This is a genomic window from Pseudomonas versuta (genome assembly GCF_001294575.1).
Lineage (GTDB): Bacteria > Pseudomonadota > Gammaproteobacteria > Pseudomonadales > Pseudomonadaceae > Aquipseudomonas > Aquipseudomonas versuta.
Genome location: NZ_CP012676.1, coordinates 2,261,684 through 2,283,931 on the forward strand (window position 1 = coordinate 2,261,684; position 22,248 = coordinate 2,283,931).

The window sequence follows — 22,248 nt, forward strand, 5'->3', positions numbered from 1 at the left end:
TGAAGCGGTCAGCACACGGCAAACCAGCGTAACCCCCGGACCCTCAGCCTTCCCGACAACACGCCCCAGAGCGGCCGCCAGTTTAATTTATGCCCGTCGAACCACCGGGCCCGCCTGCGTTATACAGCGGTAATGATGGACGGTGGCAGACTGCCAACCGTCACATCGCGCATCAGTTTGTTGCGCGAACTGCCTGCATGAAGGCACGAATCCTGTCGTGGTCCTTGATGCCCTTGCTCTTTTCTACACCGCCACTGACATCAACGGCATAAGGCCGTACCTGAGCAATAGCCTGAGCTACGTTCCCGGCAGACAAACCGCCTGCGAGAATAATCGGCTTGCTCAAACCCTGCGGTATCAATGACCAGTCAAATGCCTGGCCGGTTCCCCCGGGTACGCCTTCTACATAGGTATCCAGCAAAATGCCACTAGCGCCCGCATATGCCTTGCAGGCAGCAGCGATATCATCACCCGCCTTCACTCGCAACGCCTTGATCCAAGGGCGGTGATAACCCTCGCACTGCTCAGGGGTTTCATCGCCGTGAAACTGCAGTAAATCCAGCGGCACGGCATCAAGTGTTTCATTGAGCTCACAGGCAGTGGCATTGACGAACAGCCCGACCGTAGTCACAAAAGGCGGCAAGGCGGCAATGATCGCGCGCGCCTGCTGCGCCGTTACCGACCGCGGGCTTTTTGCGTAGAACACAAAGCCGATGGCGTCAGCCCCGGCATTTACAGCTGCCAGCGCATCATCTATGCAGGTAATACCGCAGATCTTGCTGCGAACGGCTGACATGTCGATTACACCTCAAGAAACGCGAAAGCCCCGGATGGTAACAAATGCTTATCCGGGCGTCAGCCGTCCAGTTCGGTAAAACCGGTCAGGAAATGTGGGCCAATGTAACGTTGCGGCAACTGGAACTCTTCGTGATATTCAACTTGCACCAGATACAGACCATAAGGATGCGCGGTCACGCCCCCCGTGCGGCGTATCCGGCTCTCCAGCACTTCCTTCATCCACTCCACCGGCCGCTCGCCTGTCCCGATGGTCATGAGCACCCCGGCAATGTTGCGCACCATGTGATGCAAAAAAGCACTGGCGCGAATATCCAGCACGATCATCTGGCCGTGACGCGTCACCCGCAGGTGATGCAGCTCCTTGACCGGCGATTTGGCCTGGCACTGACCGGCACGAAACGCGCTGAAGTCGTGCACGCCCAACAAGTAACGGGCCGCTTCGGCCATCCGCTCGACATCCAGCGGGCGATGGTTCCAGGTTATTTCCTGATTCAGGTGCGCAGGGCGAATCTGATCGTTGTAGATCACATAGCGATAACGCCTGGCGATAGCTTTGAAGCGCGCATGAAAATGCGCTGGCATGACCTTGGCCCAACTGACACTGATGTCGTGGGGCAAGTTGATGTTGGCGCCCATGACCCAGGCCTTGAGCGAGCGCTCGGCCCGGGTGTCGAAGTGCACCACTTGTCCGCAGGCGTGGACACCCGCATCGGTGCGACCTGCACAGAGCAATGAAACCGGGGACGCAGCGACTTTCGACAAGGCGTTTTCCAGGGTTTCCTGGACCGTCAGCACACCACTGGCCTGACGTTGCCAGCCGCTGTAACGCGACCCTTTGTATTCCACGCCCAGCGCGATTCGGGAAAAGCCTTCGGCGGCCATTTCAGCGGCCGGGTTATCTATATTTGCCAAGGTGCTACAGCCTGCTCATGAACGCAAAGTCGGCCATTATAAGGCGCACCCGCAAAGACGCCATGAAACAAATGATGCCAGGCCTGAATCAGCACAGGGTTTGCGCCGTCCAGGACCTGACATCAATCGCCGGGGGATCACGCCAGTCGTGACAACAACTCCAGAGCCTCAGCCTGCTGCTGCGGGTTACCCTCCTCCACAACTTCCGTCAGGATGTCGCGGGCACCTTCGTCATCACCCATATCGATATAAGCCTGAGCCAGGTCGAGCTTGGTCGCCGTTTCATCAGCACCCGACAAGAAGTCAAACTCGGGTTCATCGGCAAAAGACGGCACTACCGATGGCTGCTCAAGGCTTTGCGACAAGCGCTGCAACTCGGCATTGACCTTGTCCAGTTCAAGCGAAAAGCTGTCCGGCTCGGCGGCAGGTGCAGCCGGCTCGTCAGCCAGCGACAAATCGAAATCAGCCGGCAGATCAAGATCAAAACCGGACAAGTCGTCCCCGGACGCCTCAGCCTGTTGCTTCAATACATCTTCAAAGCTTGGCTCGCTATCGGGATGGCTCTCGGGCGCCAGCTCCGCAGGCGAAGCCGCTTCAAGATCATCGAGACTCAGGTCAAAGTCCTGATCAAACTCATCAGGTGTGTTCTGCGGCTCCGGTTCGACTTCCCGATCATCGCGCATCATTTCCTTGACGAACTGGGCCTGCAATTGAGCGGCAACAGCAGCCGTGGCGATACCGGCAGCCAGCGCCATGGCCGGATAGCGTTGCTTGAGCTGTTCAACCTCAGCATGATTTTTGCCATTGGCAACCAGCTGACGCTCCTGAGCGATAAAAGCATCACGCTCACCCAGCTCGCCATAGACCTGCATCAACTTGAGCCGTAGATCGCTGCGTTGCGGCTCTTGTTCGATGGCGCCTGCAAGCAACTGCTCAGCCTCGCCTAGTTGGCGCTGCTCAATCAGCTGCTCTGCCTGTACTAGTGCATCAGCCCCCGGCTTGGACAACGACACGCCAGCCACCACAGGTGCAATGACGGGGGCCGCTGGTGCTGCCGGTGCCGGTGCCGGTGCCGGTGCCGGTGCCGCATCGAGCCTGACGCTCGGCGGTGGAACTTCAAGCCCTTCAAAGCTGCCGGGCGGCATGTCCAGATCAGATGGAAACTCAGCTTCTTCCTCAAGTTCGCGAGCCATCCGCGCATGCTTCAGAGCGGTCTGCTGAGCTTTACGTCGACGTGCCAGCAGCAACAGCAGTAACAACAGCAAGACCGCTGCACCACCGACCAGCCCCATCAGCGCCGGACTACCCAGCAAGTCCTGAATATTACGTTCTGCACGCGGAGTCGCGCTGCCATCCTGCGCCGGAGCCGGTGGTACCGCAGTCGCCGGCGCACCCTCCTGTGCCGCAGCGATGTCCGCTTCCGGAGAATCCCCGGCTTGGGGCGCCAACTGAGCGGGTATCGTCGCTGTCGGATCGACAGGTGTCGAGCTGTCAGCCTGCAGCTTGGCCAATTGGTCGTTCTTCAACTCGATCAAGCGCTGCAGCTTGTCCAGCTGACTTTGCAAATCCTGCATCCGGCTTTGCAGCTCGGCATTTTCACGACGCGCGGAGTCCAGCCCCTCCTCGGTCATCGCCAGCTTGTCACTGACATTTTTGGCATCCCCAATCGCACCCTTGCCCTTGGCTGCACTCGCAGCAACCAGGCTCAGGCTGTCATTACTGTCAGCCCTGGCAGGAGCCTTGGCCACAACAGGCTGGCGACCTGTCGCATCCAGTTGCTGGGCCAGAGGTGTCGTACGACGCCCGCTGCGCCAATCGGCATTCTGTGAAGCGACTTCATTGACGGCCTTGCCAGGGGACAGCTGAACGCTTTGAGCGGCATCCGGCAAGCGCAATACCTGACCGGTTTTAAGCCGATTGATATTGCCGTTGATAAAGGCATCAGGGTTGAGTGCCTGAATCGCCAGCATGGTCTGCTGGACCGAGCCGCCATTGCGTGCCTTCGCGGCGATTTCCCAAAGCGTGTCACGGGACGTGGTGGTGTATTGGCCAGACGCACTCGCAGGGGCGGAAGAGGCAGCTGCCGCGGTTTGAGGAGAGAACTTGGCCGGATCCAGCAATACGCTGTAGTCACGCAACAAGCGGCCACTTGGCCACATCACCTGTACCAGGAACTTGACGAAGGGCTCGGACAAGGGCTGGCTGGAGGTGACTCGCAGCACGCTCTTGCCATTGGCATTGATCACCGGGGTAAAACGCAGGTCATCGAGAAATGCCGGACGCGGCACTCCGGCCTTGGTGAACTCGTCAGGCGGGGCCAGACTGGGCACAACTTCAGCAGCGGTCAGATCCTTGACGTCTAACAGCTCGATTTCAGCCAGCAGAGGCTGGTTCTGAGTCGACTTCAGGGTCAGCTCTCCGAGCCCAAGCGCCTGCGCCATACCGGATGACAGCGCCGAAGCGGCGGCAATTGCTAACACTAATTTGCGAACCTGAAGCATAGCCTCTTCCTTATTGGTACAGGCCTCGTCCACGAGGCCTGTATAGCTTCTGGAACCCTGCTGGAAATTGACGCCAAGTATCTTTTACAGAAGGTCTTTTATCAACAACTCAGCCAGTTGCACGGCATTCAAAGCTGCGCCTTTTCTTACGTTATCTGACGTCATCCAGAAATTAAGTTCAGAAGTATCGTCTACAGCATGGCGCACGCGACCGACATACACCACGTCTTGCCCTACCGCATCGCCTACAGCCGTAGGGTAGTCGCCCGCCTCAACCAGCTCGATGCCTTCAGCGGCTTCAAGCGCCACATTGACCGCATCCAGATCGACCGGCCCGGCAAGTTGCACCGAGACACTAAAGCTATCGCCAAAAAACACGGGAGCTTGAATGCAGGTGACCGAAACTTTCAGCGCGGGCATGCCCAACACTTCACGCAGCTCGCCAACCAGGCGTTTCTCCAGAGGCACGTGGCCTTGTGCATCAGGCTTGCCCACCTGCGCCAGGAGGTTAAATGCCATCTGGCGATCAAAAAAACTGGTCTCCAGCGGATGCAGATTCAGAAGCGCCGTTGTCTGTCGCGCCAGTTCGGAGACTGCTTCACGCCCCTGGGCAGAAACTGCCAGACACGCCGTCACATTGACCCGCTGAATATCCAGCAAGCCGCGCAGTGGCGCCAACGCCACGGCAAGCGCGGTCGCCGACGGGCTCGGGCTGCTGATTTGCAGCGGCTTTTTCAAACCGGCCAACACGTGGGCATTGGCCTCGGGCACCACTTGTGGCGCCTGGGCCGCAGGCAAGGCACCGGACAGATCGATCACTGCACAACCGGCGGCGCTGGCTTTGGCGACAAAGCTCAGCGTCACGGCCGGGCCGGCAGCAAAGAAAACCAGCTGCACTTTGCTGAAGTCGAAATCATCGACTTCACGCACTCTTACGTTTTTGCCCCGAAAAGGCACCGAATGCCCGGCGGACTCACTGCTGGCCAGCAAGTGCAGGTTTGTAACCGGAAAACTGCGCTCTTCAAGAATTTGCACAATGGTTTCGCCGACAGTGCCGGTGGCGCCAACGACGGCGATATCAAAGGACTGGTTCATACATCTACCTCAGGCGAAACGTGGGGAGCGGCACTGTACCGGGCGTGACCCTTGCAGGCAACGGACAGTACCGGGTACGGCGCGGCTAAAAAGTGGCGCTCATTAAAAAGCCCGCCTCTCTTGCGAGAAGCAGGCCTGGCTGCAACCGGTGGCGATTAACGCTCCAGCAGAATCCGCAGCATGCGGCGCAACGGCTCGGCCGCGCCCCACAACAACTGGTCACCCACGGTGAACGCACCTAGGAACTGCGAACCCATGTTCAACTTGCGCAGACGGCCAACCGGCACATTCAGGGTACCTGTGACCTTGGTCGGGCTCAGCTCCTGGATGCTGTCTTCGCGGTGATTGGGCACCAGTTTGACCCAAGGGTTGTGCTGGCTGATCAAACCTTCGATGTCGGCAATAGGCACATCTTTATTCAGCTTGATGGTCAAGGCCTGACTGTGGCAACGCATCGCACCGATACGTACGCAGATCCCGTCCACAGGAACCGGGTTTTTGAAACGACCCAGGATCTTGTTGGTTTCGGCCTGCGCCTTCCACTCTTCGCGGCTTTGACCGTTTGGCAGCTCTTTGTCGATCCACGGGATCAAGCTGCCGGCCAATGGCACGCCGAAGTTCTCGGTGGGGTAGGCATCGCTGCGCATGGCTTCGGCGACACGGCGGTCGATATCGAGGATGGCGCTGGCCGGATCGGCCAGTTGATCCGCGACAGCAGCGTGGGTCGAACCCATTTGCTTGATCAGCTCGCGCATGTTCTGCGCGCCGGCACCGGAGGCCGCCTGATAGGTCATGGCGCTCATCCACTCCACCAGACCGGCTTCAAACAGGCCGCCCAGCCCCATCAGCATCAGGCTGACAGTGCAGTTGCCGCCGATGTAGTTCTTGGTGCCCGCATCCAGCTGCTGGTCGATCACGCGACGGTTGACCGGATCCAGAACGATCACCGCGTCATCCTGCATCCGCAGGCTCGAGGCCGCATCGATCCAGTAACCTTGCCAGCCCGCCTCACGCAGCTTGGGGAACACCTCAGTGGTGTAGTCGCCGCCCTGGCAGGTCAGGATTACATCGAGGGTTTTCAACTCTTCAATGTTGTAAGCATCCTTGAGCGGGGCGATATCCTTGCCCACAGACGGACCTTGTCCACCGACATTGGAGGTAGTGAAAAACACCGGCTCAATAAGATCGAAATCCTGCTCTTCCAGCATCCGCTGCATGAGCACGGAACCAACCATACCGCGCCAACCGACCAGACCTACACGCTTCATCACAACGACACCTTTAACAAAAAGTGGGGTCGTTACTTCCACCAACAGGAAGTAACGGGCCAGAGAGATTACAGATTCTGTAGCGCCGCGACTACTGCATCGCCCATTTCCTGTGTTCCGACCTTGGTGCAACCTGCCGACCAGATGTCTCCGGTACGCAAGCCCTGGTCCAGAACCAGGCTGACTGCCTGCTCAATGGCATCGGCAGCAGCGGTCTGATTGAAGCTGTAGCGCAGCATCATCGAGACCGACAAAATGGTTGCCAGCGGGTTGGCAATGCCCTGCCCCGCGATGTCCGGCGCCGAGCCGTGGCACGGCTCGTACATGCCCTTGTTGTTGGCATCCAGGGAGGCCGACGGCAGCATGCCGATGGAACCGGTCAGCATCGAAGCCTCGTCGGACAGGATGTCACCGAACAGGTTGTCGGTCACGATCACATCGAACTGCTTGGGTGCACGCACCAGCTGCATCGCGGCGTTGTCGACATACATGTGGCTCAGTTCGACGTCCGGGTAGTCCTTGGCCACTTCCTCGACCACTTCGCGCCACAGCTGGCTGGAGGCAAGTACGTTGGCCTTGTCCACCGAGCACAGCTTTTTGCCGCGTACACGGGCCATATCGAAACCGACCCGGGCGATGCGGCGAATTTCGCTTTCGCTGTACGGCAGCGTGTCATACGCCTGACGCTCGCCGTTTTCCAGCTCACGGGTGCCACGCGGTGCGCCGAAGTAAATGCCGCCGGTCAACTCACGAACGATCAGAATATCCAGCCCGGCAACGATCTCCGGCTTGAGGCTCGAAGCATCAGCCAGTTGCGGGTAAAGAATGGCCGGACGCAAGTTACCGAACAGCCCCAGTTGCGCACGGATTTTCAGCAGGCCGCGCTCAGGACGGATGTCACGCTCGATCTTGTCCCATTTAGGACCACCCACGGCACCCAGCAATACTGCGTCGGCAGCACGGGCACGCTCCAGGGTTTCATCTGCCAGCGGTACGCCATGCTTGTCGATGGCTGCGCCGCCGAGCACGTCATGGGTCAGCTCTAAGTCGAGCTGGAACTTGTCATTGGCCAGCTCCAGCACTTTTACAGCCTGGGCCATGATTTCCGGGCCAATACCGTCACCTGGGAGAATCAGAATCTGCTTGCTCATGGGTCTCTCGCTACCTGTCAGTTGATCCCCCAAGGGGCATCCTTAATTTTTATTGTCCGGTGCTTTTATCTTTCACACCAAAGAACCAATACGTCGGTACTGAACGAACCATCCGGTTCGATTTCAAAATAATCGCGCACTTCAGTGCCCATTGATTGCTGCAACTGGCGAATGGCCACGCTCATGGTCACGGGCGTACGCATGCGCTCAATCCAGGAGCCGAACTCTAAACGCAAACGCTGACGCTGTGTGCTGCGCGTATGCAACCCGGCCTCACTGACCTGGCGCAGCCATTCACCAGCAGAGTAATCACGCACATGGCTGGTATCGCGCAGCACCTCGACACTTTGCAGATAAGTATCGAACAGCGGGCTACCGGGGGACATCACGTCGATAAAAGCGGCTACACCGCCGGGCTTGAGCACCCGCCGCACTTCGCGCAGGGCCTGGCCCAGGTCGCTCCAGTGGTGAGCCGAATAACGGCTGAGCACATAATCAAACTCGCCATCGGCAAACGGCAGACGCTCCGCCGCACCGCACTGGGTGCTGATATTGCCCAGACCACGATCTTTGGCGGCCGCGCTGACAACATCGAGCATTTGCTGCGACAGGTCGTAGGCCACCACCTCGTTAACCAGCGCCGCCACATGAAAACTGACATGACCGGCACCGCACCCCAGATCCAGTACCCGGGCATCCGGCTTGTCCGCCAGCTCAGCCTGTAGCAGGCCGAACTCGGTGCCTTGCGCATGCACGGTACTGCTCAAATAGGCCGAAGCCTGTTCACCGAATTGCTTTTGTACAACCTGACTGTGGCGTGCGGTGCTGGTCATACAGAGGTCCTTTGTTTGATTGACTACCTTGATCGCTGTAGGAGCGAGCTTGCTCGCGAGCTCTTCTCAAGCGTCGCGAAACAACCAGGGCTGGCTCGCGCGATGCTTGCTTTCAAACGCCGCAATCGCCTCGTCGTCCTGCAACGTCAGGCCGATATCGTCCAGACCGTTGAGCAGGCAATGCTTGCGGAAGGCATCGATCTCAAACTTCAGCACCTTGCCATCCGGACGAGTCACGGTTTGCGACTCAAGGTCGATACTGAGCTGATAGCCCGGCTCGGCCTCGACCTGGGCAAACAGCTCATCAACCTCTGCGTCGCTCAAAATGATCGGCAACAGGCCATTCTTGAAGCTGTTATTGAAGAAGATGTCCGCATAGCTCGGCGCGATGATGCTGCGAAAGCCGTATTCTTCCAGCGCCCAGGGCGCGTGCTCACGGCTGGAGCCGCAGCCGAAGTTTTCACGGGCCAGTAACACGCTGGCACCCTGATAGCGCTCGGCGTTGAGCACAAAGTCCTTGTTCAACGGGCGCCGGGAGTTGTCCTGGTACGGTTGCCCGACATCCAGATAGCGCCACTCGTCAAACAGGTTCGGGCCAAAGCCGGTGCGCTTGATCGATTTCAGAAACTGCTTGGGAATGATCTGGTCGGTATCCACGTTGGCCCGATCCAAAGGAGCGACAAGCCCGGTGTGCTGAGTAAAAGCTTTCATGCAGAGCTCCTTAAACCAATTCGCGGACGTCGATGAAACGACCGTTCACAGCGGCTGCAGCGGCCATTGCCGGGCTCACCAGGTGAGTACGGCCACCGGCGCCCTGACGGCCTTCAAAGTTACGGTTGGAGGTCGACGCGCAGTGCTCGCCCGACTCCAGGCGGTCCGGGTTCATGGCCAGGCACATCGAACAGCCCGGTTCACGCCATTCAAAACCGGCCTCCAGGAAAATCTTGTCCAGACCTTCGGACTCTGCCTGGGCTTTAACCAGGCCCGAGCCGGGCACCACAATCGCTTGCTTGATGGTGGAAGCCACTTTGCGGCCCTTGGCAACGACTGCAGCAGCGCGCAAGTCTTCGATCCGCGAGTTGGTGCATGAGCCAATGAACACACGGTCCAACTGGATATCGGTGATCGCCTGATTGGCGTTCAGGCCCATGTACTTCAAGGCACGCTCAATCGAGCCACGTTTAACCAGATCAGCTTCCTGCGCCGGATCGGGAACGTTCTGATCAACCGCCAAAACCATTTCAGGCGAGGTACCCCAGCTGACTTGCGGCTTGATCTGCGCGGCATCGAACTTGATGACGCTGTCAAACTGCGCGTCGGCATCGGAAACCAGATCCTTCCAGGCTTCGACAGCCATATCCCATTCGGCGCCCTTGGGTGCAAACGGGCGACCCTTGACGTAGGCCACGGTCTTTTCATCCGCTGCAACCAGGCCCACCCGGGCACCGGCTTCGATCGACATGTTGCAGATGGTCATGCGCCCTTCAACCGACAAATCACGAATCGCACTGCCGGCAAACTCAATGGCGTGACCATTGCCGCCTGCGGTGCCGATTTTTCCGATCACTGCCAGCACGATGTCCTTGGCGGTCACGCCGAACGGCAATTGACCTTCAACCGAGACCAGCATGTTTTTCATTTTCTTGGCCACCAGACACTGCGTGGCGAGCACGTGCTCGACCTCGGAAGTGCCGATACCGTGGGCCAACGCGCCGAATGCACCATGGGTCGAGGTGTGCGAGTCACCGCAAACCACGGTCATGCCCGGCAAGGTCGCGCCCTGTTCGGGGCCAATGACGTGAACGATCCCTTGGCGGATGTCGTTCATTTTAAATTCGGTAATGCCGTACTCGTCACAGTTGTCGTCGAGGGTTTGCACCTGCAAACGGGAAACCTGGTCAGCAATTGCTTCGATCCCGCCCTTGCGCTCCGGCGTGGTCGGTACGTTATGGTCCGGGGTCGCGATGTTGGCATCGATACGCCAAGGCTTGCGCCCTGCCAGACGCAGCCCTTCAAAGGCCTGCGGCGACGTCACTTCATGAATGATATGACGATCGATGTAGATCAGCGCCGAGCCATCGTCGCGCTGTTTCACCAAATGCGAATCCCAGAGCTTGTCGTAGAGCGTTTTGCCGGCCATCAGACGGTTTCCTCATCAGCTTCTTTTCTATGCCAATACCCACTTGGCTTGTGAGGTCGATCCTATGGCGTTACAGTGAATAACTCAAATTCATAATTTTCATGCTTTGGATAACCAACAGGAATTCGAATAGATGGATCTCGCGAATCTCAATGCTTTTATCGCCATTGCTGAAACCGGTAGTTTTTCCGGGGCCGCGGAACGTTTGTTTCTGACCCAGCCGGCGATCAGCAAGCGCATCGCCAGTATTGAGCAGCAACTCAAGCTCAGGTTGTTCGACCGGCTGGGCCGCGAGGTCAGCCTGACCGAGGCAGGCCGGGCCTTGCTGCCGCGTGCCTATCAAATCCTCAACGTGCTGGATGACACCCGCCGGGCGCTGAACAACCTCAATGGCGAGGTCAGTGGCCGCCTCACTCTGGCCACCAGCCATCACATTGGTCTGCACCGGCTACCGCCCCTGCTGCGCGAATTCACCCGCACTTACCCCAAGGTCGCGCTGGATATTCAGTTTCTGGATTCAGAGGTGGCCTACGAAGAAATCCTCCATGGCCGCGCCGAACTGGCAGTCATCACCCTGGCGCCGGAGCCGCACTCGCTGATTCGCGCCGTGCCCGTGTGGAATGATCCGCTGGACTTCGTGGTCGCCCCCGAACATACCCTCACCCGCCGCCCGGTTGTCAGTCTGGCCGATATTGCCCACCATCCGGCGGTGTTTCCGGGCGGCAATACCTTTACTCATCATATTGTGCAGCGCCTGTTTGAAGCCCAGGGCCTGACGCCCAATATCGCCATGAGTACCAACTATCTGGAAACCATCAAAATGATGGTTTCCATCGGCCTGGCATGGAGCGTGCTGCCGCGTACTATGCTCGATGAGCAAGTGGCATCGATCGAGTTGCCCGGCATTCAACTGACCCGCCAGCTAGGCTACATCGTGCACACCGAGAGAACGCTGTCGAATGCCGCGCATGCTTTCATGAAGTTACTGGATGCACAGGTCGACACGCATCACAGTGACCAGCCCTGAGATCGCTCCAGCGGTTCAGAAACAAAACCGTCTCAATGGATCGAGATCCAAGGATCGCAGTCAATGCCATACCAGAGATATGCCAGCCTCCCACTAGATGGTTTGACACAAATTGTCTCCCCATCGCTGGAGCAAGGCGGACTAAACAACGGGGAGCAGCAGCCCTGGTACTGGGACATTGAAATGGGGCTGATCTGCAATGCAACCCATCGGCGCATACGCCTGCAAGCGCTCAAGAATTCAGAAAAGCGCTTCGCCACACTCTTTCATTTATCGCCCCATATGGTGCTGCTGGTACGCATCGAAGACGGATTGATCAGTGAGGCCAACCATTGGTTCGAGCGTTTGCTGGGCTGGCCGTTAAACCAGGCAATCGGGCGCACTACGGTCGAACTGGGGATTTGGCCCGATCCTTTGCAGCGCAAACAATTCGTCAAGAAAATACGCAGCAAAAATGCCTCAGTGAGCATGGAAGTCTCCCTGCAGGGTCGGGACGGACAACTGCACGACGGCATCCTCAGCGCACAAAAAGTCGAACTGGAGGGCGAGGCTTATCTGGTCAGTACCTTCATGGACACCCGCAAAAGCAAAGAAGCCGCGCAAGCGCTGATCGACAGTCAGGAGCGCCTGGACCTGGCGCTGGACTCGGCACAAATGGGCACCTGGGACTGGGACATTCCCAGCGACAGGCTCTACGGCTCGGCCCGTGCAGCCCAGCTGCACGGCCTGCCGGCAGAACCGTTCAACGAGTCATTCGAAGCGTTCTTCGAGGGTGTGCCCGACGCCGAGCGTGACAGTATGCGCGACAGCTACCGCACACTGCGCGAAGGGCCCGCCGGGAGTTATCAGCTGACCTATCGGGTGCCCGCTGAAAACAACACTTCACGCTATATAGAAAGTCGCGCCCGGCTCTATCGCGACGCTGACGGTGTGCCGCTGCGCATGGCCGGCACCCTGCTCGACATCACCGAGCAGGTGGAGCGCGAACAACGCCTGAGCGCCTCCGAAGACAAATTTGCCAAGGCCTTCCACTCCAGCCCCGATGCCATCACCATCAGCGAACTCGCCACCGGCAACTATCTGGAGGTCAATGACGGCTTCAGCCGGCTGACCGGATACAGCAGCGCCGAGGTGATTGGCCGCAGCCCCTACGAATTGGGAATCTGGGGGCAAAGTTCACAGCGTCAGGCATTACTCGACGAGATCAAGGAAAAGGGCCGAATCAGCAACCGGGAAATCCTGGGACGCTCCAGACGCGGCGACCTGATCAACGTCGAAATATCCATCGAACCGATCACCATTAATGACACCCCCTGCCTGCTGCTCACCGCCCGCGACATAAGCCAGCTTAAAACTGCCCAGGCCCAGGTCAGACACCTGGCCTACCATGACCCGCTGACCAACCTGCCAAACCGCGCATTGCTGATGGACCGCCTGAGCCAGCAAACATCGCTGCATGAACGTCACGACCTGCGCGCAGCGCTGTTGTTTCTGGATCTGGACCATTTCAAACACATCAACGACTCACTCGGGCACCCGGTGGGCGACTCGGTACTGAAAATCATCACCGCACGCCTGGAAGCCAGTGTGCGCAACGAAGACACCGTGGCCCGCCTGGGCGGTGACGAGTTTGTAGTGCTGCTGACCGGGCTTAAAGGCTCGCTCGAAGAAGTCACCCAGTCAGTGCGCAGTACCGCCGATACCTTGCGTGAACTACTGGCCGAACCCATGTTTCTTGATGGCCAGCGCCTGCAAGTCACCCCCAGCATCGGCATCGCCTTGTTGCCTGATCACGGCAGCACTGCCGCAGACTTGCTCAAGCGGGCCGACATCGCGCTGTATCGGGCCAAGGATTGCGGGCGCAATACCACTCAGCTATTCGATTTCACGATGCAAACGGCGGCCAGCGAACGCATGGAAATGGAAAGCGCCTTACGCACAGCGTTAGCGCGCAACGAGTTCAGCCTGCACTTTCAGCCACAAGTCGATGCCCGGGAAAACCGTATCGTCGGTGCCGAAGCGCTGTTGCGCTGGCAACATCCGCAACTGGGCGCCCAGTCCCCGGCAAACTTCATCAAAATCCTCGAAGACAGCGGCCTGATCCTCGAAGTGGGGGCCTGGGTGCTGGATGAAGCCTGCCGCTCGTTCGGCCAGTTGTTGCGCGAGGGCCTGATCGACCCCCGGACTTTCAGCCTGTGCGTGAACATCAGCCCACGGCAGTTTCTCCAGAGCGACTTCGTAGAACGGGTGCGGCACAGCCTGTTGCGCCACCACCTGCCCTGTTCGATCCTCAAACTGGAAGTCACCGAAGGCATCGTGATTCAAAACCTGGAAGACACCATCGCCAAAATGCAGCAATTGATGGCGTTGGGCGTGAGCTTTGCGATGGACGACTTCGGCACTGGCTACTCCTCGTTGACCCATCTCAAGCGCCTGCCGGTCGACACCCTGAAAATAGATCAATCATTTGTACGCGACGCCATTAACGCCCCCAACGATACGGAAATCATCCGCGCTATTGTTGCCATGGCCCGCAGCCTGAAAATCAGGGTCGTCGCCGAAGGTGTCGAGCAATTGGCCCAACTCCAGTTTCTGCAAAGCATTGGCTGCCATCTGTACCAGGGCTACCTGCACAGCCGGCCGGTGCCGCTGGCGCAATTTCGCGAGCTGCTGCGGCACTGATAAACACCCAAACACCCCTGTAGGAGCGAGCTTGCTCGCGAGCTCTTTCAATCAAGCACCGAAGAGCCCGCGAGCAAGCTCTCTTCTACATTCAAGCTCCCTAAAGCGCAGATTGACCTGCAAACGGACTACTCTGCAGCCCCTCACCGCATGAAATAATCCAGCAGATCAGCCCCACCAAAAACAATAAGGACCCGCCATGCAGACCCCCGAGATTTTCATCCTGAGCGCCCGGCGCACAGCCATCGGCACCTTTGGCGGTGCGCTCAAGGACGTACCGCTGTGCGATCTGGCCACCACCGCAGTCAAAGCCGCACTCATCACCAGCCAGATCGATCCGCAACGCATCGGCCACGTCGTGATGGGCAATGTAATTCCAACGGCCCCCCAGGATGCCTATCTGGCGCGAGTGGCCGCGATCAACGCCGGCATTCCCAAACAAACCCCCGCCTACAACGTCAACCGCCTCTGCGGCTCGGGGCTGCAAGCGATCATTTCTGCCGCCCATACCCTGATGCTCGGCGATGCGGACTTCGCCATCGGCGGCGGAGCCGAGTCCATGAGCCGAGGCCCGTACTTGCTGCCCTCGGCCCGTTGGGGCGCGCGCATGGGCGATGCGCAAGTGCAGGACTACATGCTGGGGATCCTCCACGACCCGTTCCACGGCATTCACATGGGCATCACTGCCGAGAACATTGCCCAGCGCAACCAAATCAGTCGCGAGGTACAGGACGCCCTGGCACTGACAGACCAGCAACGCGCCGCCCACGCCATTGCCCAGGGCTACTTCGAATCCCAGATCGCCGCGGTAGAGGTTCACGGGCGCAAAGCCAGCGTGATGTTCAACATCGACGAACATCCACGGGCCACCACCCTGCAACAGCTTGCGCAGATGAAACCGGCGTTCAAAAAAGACGGCAGTGTGACGGCCGGTAACGCCTCGGGGCTCAATGACGGCGCTGGCGCGCTGGTATTGGCCAGTGGCGCCGCGGTACAGGCCGACAACCTCGCCCCCGTCGCTCGCCTGGTGGCCTATGCCCACGCCGGGGTCGAGCCCGAGCTAATGGGCCTGGGACCGATCCCGGCCACGCGCCTGGCGCTCAAACGTGCGGGCTTGAAGATCGCGGACATGGATGTGATTGAGGCCAACATTGCCTTTGCCGCTCAGGCTTGTGCCGTGATGCAGGAGCTGGACATGGACCCGGCCAGGGTCAACCCCAATGGTTCCGGTATCGCACTGGGCCATCCGGTGGGCGCCACTGGCGCGATAATCGCGACCAAAGCCATTCACGAACTGCACCGGATAAAAGGCCGCTATGCACTGGCCACCATGTGCATCGGTGGCGGTCAGGGCATCGCGGTGATTTTCGAGCGAATCTGAACCCGTAGTCGCTGGTTTGTTACTCCGCCATCCGGCCAAATTTCCCCGACTGAAAGTCGACAAAGGCCTGATGGATTTCAGCATCGGTGTTCATCACAAACGGGCCGTGCCCTACAATCGGCTCGTCGATGGGCTCACCGCTCAGGATCAACAGCACCGCATCGTTATTGGCCTCAAGACGGACCTGAGAACCGTCGCGGGCAAACAGTGCCATTTGCCCTTCGCGCACCATTTCCTGGCCATTGACCTCGACCGCACCGTGCAGCACCACCAACACGGTGTTGCGGCCCTGATGCAGATCGAGCGTGGTCGACTTGCCCGCGTTCAAGCGGATATCCCACACATCGATTGGCGTAAAGGTCCGCGCAGGGCCCCGCTGGCCATCGAATTCGCCGGCAATCAGGCGCAAGCGCCCGGCATTATCCTTAAGCGCCAGCTCAGGTATCTGGCGATCCACAATGCCCTGATAGCCCGGCGCGGCCATCTTGTCCCTGGCCGGCAGGTTGACCCACAGCTGGACCATCTCCAGCGCGCCACCACTGCGGGCAAACGCCTCGGAGTGGAACTCTTCGTGCAGGATCCCCGACGCAGCGGTCATCCATTGCACATCACCGGGCCCGATGACCCCGCCGTTACCGGTGGAATCCCGATGCTCGACTTCACCTTTGTAGACGATGGTCACCGTCTCAAACCCGCGATGCGGATGCTGACCTACACCACGCCGCCCGGTGGTGGGCGTGAACTCGGCGGGCCCTGCGTAATCAAGCAACAAGAACGGACTGACGTGCTTACCCATACTGTCGTAGGAAAACAACGTCCGAACCGGAAAGCCATCGCCGACCCAGTGCGGACGTGGGGCCGTATACACACCCAGAATTTTTTTCATGTTGCACTCCTGTAAATCATGGCAACCAGAATAGATTCGTATCACCCATAAGACTAGACCGCACCCACAACACTCAACGTTCCACTCATGGGACAACCTCCCCATCTCGCTCCTACGGGGTTTTGGGGTCGGGGCGTAGAAATCAAATCCAGTCAATTCAGGAACGTGTTCCGGTTCTTCAATCGTGCTGCGTCTAATAACTATTCACATTAACGATGAATAATTTTCCCTATCGGAGCCTAGGCACGCAATGCAACGACCCCACTTGAGCCGGACCCCTCTTTCGCTCGCGACCCGGCGCCAGACTGCTCGCCACTCCCTGTTGTCAGGTGCCCTTGCCGCCTCGGTGCTACTGGGCTCATCCATGGCCCAGGCAACTGCAGTCACCCTGAACATCCCGGCACAATCGCTGGCCAGCGCCCTGAACGAGTTTGGCAAGCAGGCCAACCTGCAAGTGCTGTACAGCCCGGATCAGGTACAGGGGATCAAATCGCACCCCGTCTCGGGCTCACTGGAACCGATCAAGGCACTGGAGGCGCTGCTGCAAGGCAGCGGCATTTCATACCAGCTCAATGGCGACACGGTGATCCTTAACCAAGGCACAGGCATCGAGTTGGGTGCTACTAACATTTCCGGCCAGGGTATGGGTACCTCACTGACCACCGAAGACACCGGTTCCTACACCACAGGCGCCTCCAACAGCTCGACCAAACTGCCACTGTCGATCCGCGAAACGCCACAGACCGTCACCGTCATCACCCGCCAGTTAATGGACGATCAGGCGGTCCAGAGCATCGGCGATGTTCTGCGTAACGCGCCGGGTATTTCGACCCAGGCCTACGACAGCGACCGCATGGAATATTCGGCACGCGGCTACGCCATCACCAACTTCCAGTACGACGGCGTAAACACCCAATATGACGGGGTGTTTGATGAGGGCGCGACCAAGGTCGACATGGCCTTGTATGACCGGGTTGATATCGTCAAAGGTGCCACCGGCCTGCTGTCCGGCTCCGGCGAGCCCTCGGCCACGGTCAACCTGATCCGCAAAAAACCGACCCGTGATTTCAAGGCATCGGTGACTGCCAGCGCAGGCTCATGGGACAACTACCGTACCGAAGGCGATATCTCCGGCCCGCTGAATGACGACGGCAGCGTGCGCGGGCGCCTGGTCGGGGTGTATCAGGATGCCGACTCGTACCTGGATCACTACTCGAAAAAGAATGATGTGTTCTACGCCATCCTCGAAGCCGACATCACCCCCGACACCCTGCTGACCTTCGGCCTGGACTACCAGAACATCAAGCCGCGTGGCTCGTCCTGGACCGGCAACCCGTACTACTTCTCCAACTACAGCAAGACCGACTTCAGCCGCTCGTTCAACCCGGCCACCGACTGGAGCCGCCGTGATGTGGTCGCACAAACCACCTTCGCGTCCCTGGAACACCGCTTTGCCAATGAATGGAAAGTCAAAGGCACCCTGACCCGGCAAACCAACGACCACGACACTCAACTGGGCTCGGCAAGCGGTGGCATGCCAGACCCGGTCACCGGCACCGGCATGTTCTTCTACTGGGGCAAGTGGGAAGGTCATCGCGTGCAAAACACCTTTGATCTGAACGCCACCGGCCCGTTCAGCCTGTTTGGCCGCGAACATGAACTGGTGGTGGGTGTTACCTCGCAATCCTCCAGACAAACCGGCGCAACCTTTGATGCCTCCCGGTTCGGCCTGGTGCCCGGCAGCATCTTTGACTGGAAGGGCGATTACCCGAAGCCCTACTTCCCGAAAAACGGCAAATATGAAATCAACGAAGACCAGAACAGTGCTTACCTCGCTGCGCGCTTCAAGCCGGCCGACCACCTGTCGCTGATCCTGGGCAGCCGCGTGAGCGATTTCCAGTACAACGATACCAACACGTACTACGTGCAAAGCCCGACTTTCAGTGACAACAAAACCACCTCCAACCAGCACGGCAAGGTCACGCCCTACGCCGGTGTGGTCTATGACCTGAACGACACTTACTCGGCGTACGCCAGCTACACCTCGATTTACAAACCGGTCACCGAGCGCAGCAAGTCCGGCACCACCCTGGCGCCCACCGAAGGCAACAGCTACGAAATCGGCTTGAAAGGCGAATACTTCGACGGACGCCTGAACGCCAGTGCCGCGGTATTCCGTACCGAGCAAAAAAACCTGGCGGTCTATGCGGGCATCGACGCGGCCAACCAGACCTACTACCAGTCCGTCGACGGTGCGACCACCAAAGGCATTGAGTTTGAGCTGGCCGGTGAGTTGATGCCGGACTGGAATGTGATGGCCGGCTACACCTACGCCCAGACCAAAACCGCTGATGGCGGGCGCTTGTATGGCTACCCGCTGGAAACCACCAAGCCTGAAAACGTGGCACGGGTATTCACCACCTACCGTCTGCCGGGCATGTTGAACCAGGTCACAGTGGGCGGTGGCGTGAACTGGCAGAGCCCGTTCTACGGCAAGATCTACAACGATGCCAAAGGTGACTACGACATCATCGAGCAGCAGAGCTACGCGCTGGTCAACCTGATGACCCGCTACGAGTACAGCGAGCACCTGAGCTTCAACCTCAACGCCAACAACGTGTTCGACAAAAAGTACCTGTCGGGCCTGGGCAACTTCAGCACCACCTACTACGGCGAGCCGCGCAGCCTGACGTTGACCAGCAAATACACCTTCTAAAAGCCAGACACCGGGAGCTGCAACACTCATCCCCCCTGAAGGAGCGAGCTTGCTCGCGAGCTTTTCAAGCACTTAACGCTTGAACGGCAGTCCTGTGCGCCGGCTAAAAGAGCTCGCGAGCAAGCTCTCTCCTACAGGGGGGCCAGATCAGGGCTGCCACTGTGGCTTTTGATGGTCGAGCTTGCGGTCCAGAAAACTCGCCGCACTGATCAGCGCCAGGTGGGTCAGGGCTTGCGGGGTATTGCCCAAATGCCGGGCATAGCAGTCGAACTCTTCGGCGTACAACCCCAGCGGGTTGGCGTAGCGCAACAGCTGCTCGAACTCCAGATGCGCCTTCTCCACCTGCCCGGCCCTGGCCAGGCATTCCACGTACCAAAAGGAGCAGGCGGCAAATGCGCCTTCAGTGCCTTGCAGGCCATCCATGGCGTTGTCGTCATTGCGATAGCGATACACCATGCCATCACGCACCAGACTCTTTTCGATCGCCTCCAGGGTCGCCAGCCACGCCGGATCTTTAGCCCCGACAAACCGCACCAGCGGCATCAGCAGCATCGAGCCGTCCAGCGCCGTGCCGCCCTTGTACTGGACGAAATGGCCGCGCTCGGCATTCCAGAAGTTCTCCCAGATATCAGTGTGAATCTCTTGGCGGGTCTCGTTCCAGCGCGAGAACGGCGCAGGCAATGAACGCTTGGATGCCAGGCGAATGGCGCGATCCAGCGCTACCCAGCACATCAGCCGGGAATGCAGAAAATGATGCTTCTCGCCGCGCATCTCCCAGATGCCGACGTCTGCCTCCTGCCAGATCGAGCACACATGATCGACTATCTGGGTCACGTGCTGCCAACCCTCATGGCTGATGGCCTCGCCGTATTTATTGGTCAGGTACACCGCATCCAGCAGCTCGCCAAAAATATCCAGTTGCACCTGATCAAATGCACCGTTACCGATTCGCACCGGCCTGGCCCCACCATAGCCGGACAGGTGACTGAGCTCTGTTTCCGGCAGATCGCTGCGCCCGTCAATGCTGTACATGATGTTCAACTTCAGGGGCTGTTCGCAGCACTCCCCTACCCGGCCACGCAGCCAGCGCATAAAGCCATTGGCCTCATCGACAAACCCCAGGCGCATAAAGGCGTAAACCGTGAAGGAAGCATCGCGAATCCAGGTGTAGCGGTAATCCCAGTTGCGCTCACCGCCCGGGGTCTCCGGCAAGCCAAAGGTCGCGGCGGCGATAATCGCGCCATCCTTGCGCGAGGTCAGCAGCTTGAGGGTCAGGGCTGAGCGATTGATCATTTCACGCCAGCGTCCGCGATAGATCGACTGTGCGAGCCACTGACGCCAGAAGTGCACAGTACGCTGCAAGGCCAAATCGCTGCAGCCCACTTTCACCCGCACATCGTCCACGGCGCCCAGTACAAACTCGGCCGACTCGCCCTCTGCCAGGGTGAACGTGCAGCAGGCCGCCTGATCCGCAATCTTCAAGGGCACATCGCAAGCCAGACGAAGGCCGGGCTGGCCCTCGGCGTCAAAGCACACATCCTCGCCATCGGCATGGGCTTTGGTCACCGCGCGGGCGTAGTCATGGCGCACCGCGCAACGCATTAAAAACGTAGCGCTGCCGCTCACCATACGCACACGGCGTATCAGCAGCGGCAGTTCATCATCGTGATCACTGACCGGCAGCAAATCGGTAATCTCCACCACTGCTTGCGGGGCCAGCCAGCGGGTCTGCAACACGTTGGTGTCGGGGAGATAGATTTGTTCGCGGCGTGCATCGGCAATTTGCGGGGCCAGCTGGAAAATCCCCGCTTCGGGAGTATCCAGCAGTGAACAGAAAATGGCCGGGCTGTCGAACTCTGGCCAACAGAAAAAATCCACACTGCCCTGGTCGTTGACCAATGCTGCCGTGCGCATGTCGCCAATAATGCCGTGTGCCTCGATTACGCTTTGCGATTCGTCCTGGATTTTAACCATTGCCGCGAAACTCCGGATAAAGGCTCATGCCGCCATCAATAAACAAGGTGCTGCCAACCACATAATCAGAGGCATCGCTGGCCAGCCACACCACGGCGTTGGCCACATCTTCAGGATCACCGACGCGGCCATAGGGGATCAGTTTCAGCAGTTGCTTCTCGGCCGCGCCTTGGGTCACGTCGCGATTGATTGCCGTGCGAATGGCCCCGGGAGCAATGCCGTTGACCCGGACCTTTTGCTCGCTGACTTCTTGCGCCAGGCTGCGCATCAACATTTCAACGCCGCCCTTGGAGGTTGCATAGTTCACATGCCCTGCCCAGGGAATCAGCTGGTGCACCGAGCTCATGTGAATAATCTTGCCGGCGGCACAGGAAACACCTTCACGAACGCCCTGGCGGTTGAAAATCTTCAGGGCTGAGCGCGCGCACAGGAACTGGCCGGTGAGATTGACGCCGATAACGGTGTTCCATTGTTCCAGGGTCATATCGACGACTGCGGCATCTCTTTGCAGCCCGGAGTTGGCGACGAGAATATCGAGATAGCCAAACGCATCCAGGATTTGTGCGAACAGGCGTTCGACATCAGCCTCTTTCGATACATCGGCGCCCAGTGCAACGGCTTTGCCGCCAGAGGCGTTGATCTCGTCTGCGAGCGCCTTGGCAGGGGCGGCCTGGGAGTTGTAATTGATGACCACCGAGGCACCGGCTGCCGCCAGGGCACGAGCGCTGGCAGCTCCCAGCCCGGAGCTGGCCCCGGTGACAAGAGCGACCTGATGCGCGAGAGAAATCTGCATGGTTGTCTGCACCTGTTTTATGAATGGGCATAATGGCTGACCGGTGCAGGCCCCCAGGAGTTCAACACCGCCTCACCCCGGGGTATCAAAC

Annotated in this window: 16 protein-coding genes; 4 read left to right on the top strand and 12 right to left on the bottom strand. The window is 59.0% G+C overall.

Translation table 11 applies throughout. The features are described from left to right. Positions 1-172: 172 nt before the first annotated feature. From AOC04_RS10050 to leuC, 9 genes are all read right to left on the bottom strand, one after another. Entirely contained in the window at positions 173-796 is a 624-nt protein-coding gene (locus AOC04_RS10050; protein ID WP_060692942.1) for a phosphoribosylanthranilate isomerase, read from the bottom strand. Positions 797-855: 59 nt separating this feature from the next. Beyond that, positions 856-1,680 (bottom strand): tRNA pseudouridine(38-40) synthase TruA, encoded by an 825-nt coding sequence (gene truA / locus AOC04_RS10055; protein WP_060692943.1) that lies wholly within the window; start codon positions 1,678-1,680, stop codon positions 856-858. A gap of 167 nt (positions 1,681-1,847) precedes the next feature. Next, a complete protein-coding gene (locus AOC04_RS10060) occupies positions 1,848-4,211 on the bottom strand; it encodes a motility hub landmark protein FimV (protein WP_060692945.1) in 2,364 nt (787 codons plus the stop codon). 84 nt (positions 4,212-4,295) lie between these two features. Continuing rightward, positions 4,296-5,306 (bottom strand): aspartate-semialdehyde dehydrogenase, encoded by a 1,011-nt coding sequence (locus AOC04_RS10065; protein WP_060692947.1) that lies wholly within the window; start codon positions 5,304-5,306, stop codon positions 4,296-4,298. A 155-nt stretch (positions 5,307-5,461) separates the two neighbouring features. Further along, on the bottom strand, positions 5,462-6,574 hold the full coding sequence (asd, locus tag AOC04_RS10070) for an aspartate-semialdehyde dehydrogenase (protein ID WP_060692948.1): 1,113 nt from the start codon (positions 6,572-6,574) through the stop codon (positions 5,462-5,464). A 68-nt stretch (positions 6,575-6,642) separates the two neighbouring features. Continuing rightward, on the bottom strand, positions 6,643-7,725 hold the full coding sequence (gene leuB, locus AOC04_RS10075; protein ID WP_060692950.1) for a 3-isopropylmalate dehydrogenase: 1,083 nt from the start codon (positions 7,723-7,725) through the stop codon (positions 6,643-6,645). A gap of 65 nt (positions 7,726-7,790) precedes the next feature. Further along, a complete protein-coding gene (locus AOC04_RS10080) occupies positions 7,791-8,558 on the bottom strand; it encodes a class I SAM-dependent methyltransferase (RefSeq protein ID WP_060692952.1) in 768 nt (255 codons plus the stop codon). 66 nt (positions 8,559-8,624) lie between these two features. After that, on the bottom strand, positions 8,625-9,269 hold the full coding sequence (gene leuD / locus AOC04_RS10085; protein ID WP_060692955.1) for a 3-isopropylmalate dehydratase small subunit: 645 nt from the start codon (positions 9,267-9,269) through the stop codon (positions 8,625-8,627). 10 nt (positions 9,270-9,279) lie between these two features. Continuing rightward, entirely contained in the window at positions 9,280-10,698 is a 1,419-nt protein-coding gene (gene leuC / locus AOC04_RS10090; RefSeq protein WP_060692956.1) for a 3-isopropylmalate dehydratase large subunit, read from the bottom strand. Positions 10,699-10,831: 133 nt separating this feature from the next. Here leuC and AOC04_RS10095 point away from each other — a divergent pair, with 133 nt between their 5' ends. The 3 genes from AOC04_RS10095 to AOC04_RS10105 all read left to right on the top strand — a co-directional run bounded on the left by AOC04_RS10095 (position 10,832) and on the right by AOC04_RS10105 (position 15,788). Beyond that, entirely contained in the window at positions 10,832-11,725 is an 894-nt protein-coding gene (locus tag AOC04_RS10095; protein WP_060692958.1) for a LysR family transcriptional regulator, read from the top strand. A gap of 63 nt (positions 11,726-11,788) precedes the next feature. After that, positions 11,789-14,407, top strand: coding sequence for a sensor domain-containing protein (locus tag AOC04_RS10100; RefSeq protein WP_060692960.1), 2,619 nt, complete (start codon positions 11,789-11,791; stop codon positions 14,405-14,407). A gap of 199 nt (positions 14,408-14,606) precedes the next feature. Continuing rightward, on the top strand, positions 14,607-15,788 hold the full coding sequence (locus AOC04_RS10105; protein ID WP_060692961.1) for an acetyl-CoA C-acyltransferase family protein: 1,182 nt from the start codon (positions 14,607-14,609) through the stop codon (positions 15,786-15,788). 19 nt (positions 15,789-15,807) lie between these two features. Here the strand turns inward: AOC04_RS10105 and AOC04_RS10110 are convergent, their stop codons facing one another. Further along, complete coding sequence (locus tag AOC04_RS10110; protein ID WP_060692962.1) at positions 15,808-16,674, bottom strand: pirin family protein; 867 nt, start codon at positions 16,672-16,674, stop codon at positions 15,808-15,810. Between the two features lie 250 nt (positions 16,675-16,924). Here AOC04_RS10110 and AOC04_RS10115 point away from each other — a divergent pair, with 250 nt between their 5' ends. Then, positions 16,925-19,390 carry a TonB-dependent siderophore receptor gene (locus tag AOC04_RS10115; protein WP_060692964.1) on the top strand — a complete coding sequence of 822 codons (2,466 nt, stop codon included), beginning with the start codon at positions 16,925-16,927 and terminating at the stop codon, positions 19,388-19,390. Positions 19,391-19,537: 147 nt separating this feature from the next. On the opposite strand, the gene AOC04_RS10120 is transcribed toward AOC04_RS10115, so the two are convergent. Further along, the gene (locus tag AOC04_RS10120) at positions 19,538-21,364 is read right to left on the bottom strand and encodes a glycoside hydrolase family 15 protein (RefSeq protein WP_060692965.1); all 1,827 of its coding nucleotides are present in this window, start codon (positions 21,362-21,364) and stop codon (positions 19,538-19,540) included. Next, positions 21,357-22,157, bottom strand: coding sequence for a glucose 1-dehydrogenase (locus AOC04_RS10125; protein ID WP_060692967.1), 801 nt, complete (start codon positions 22,155-22,157; stop codon positions 21,357-21,359). The genes AOC04_RS10120 and AOC04_RS10125 overlap by 8 nt, the downstream gene beginning before the upstream one ends. Between the last annotated feature and the right edge of the window lie 91 nt (positions 22,158-22,248).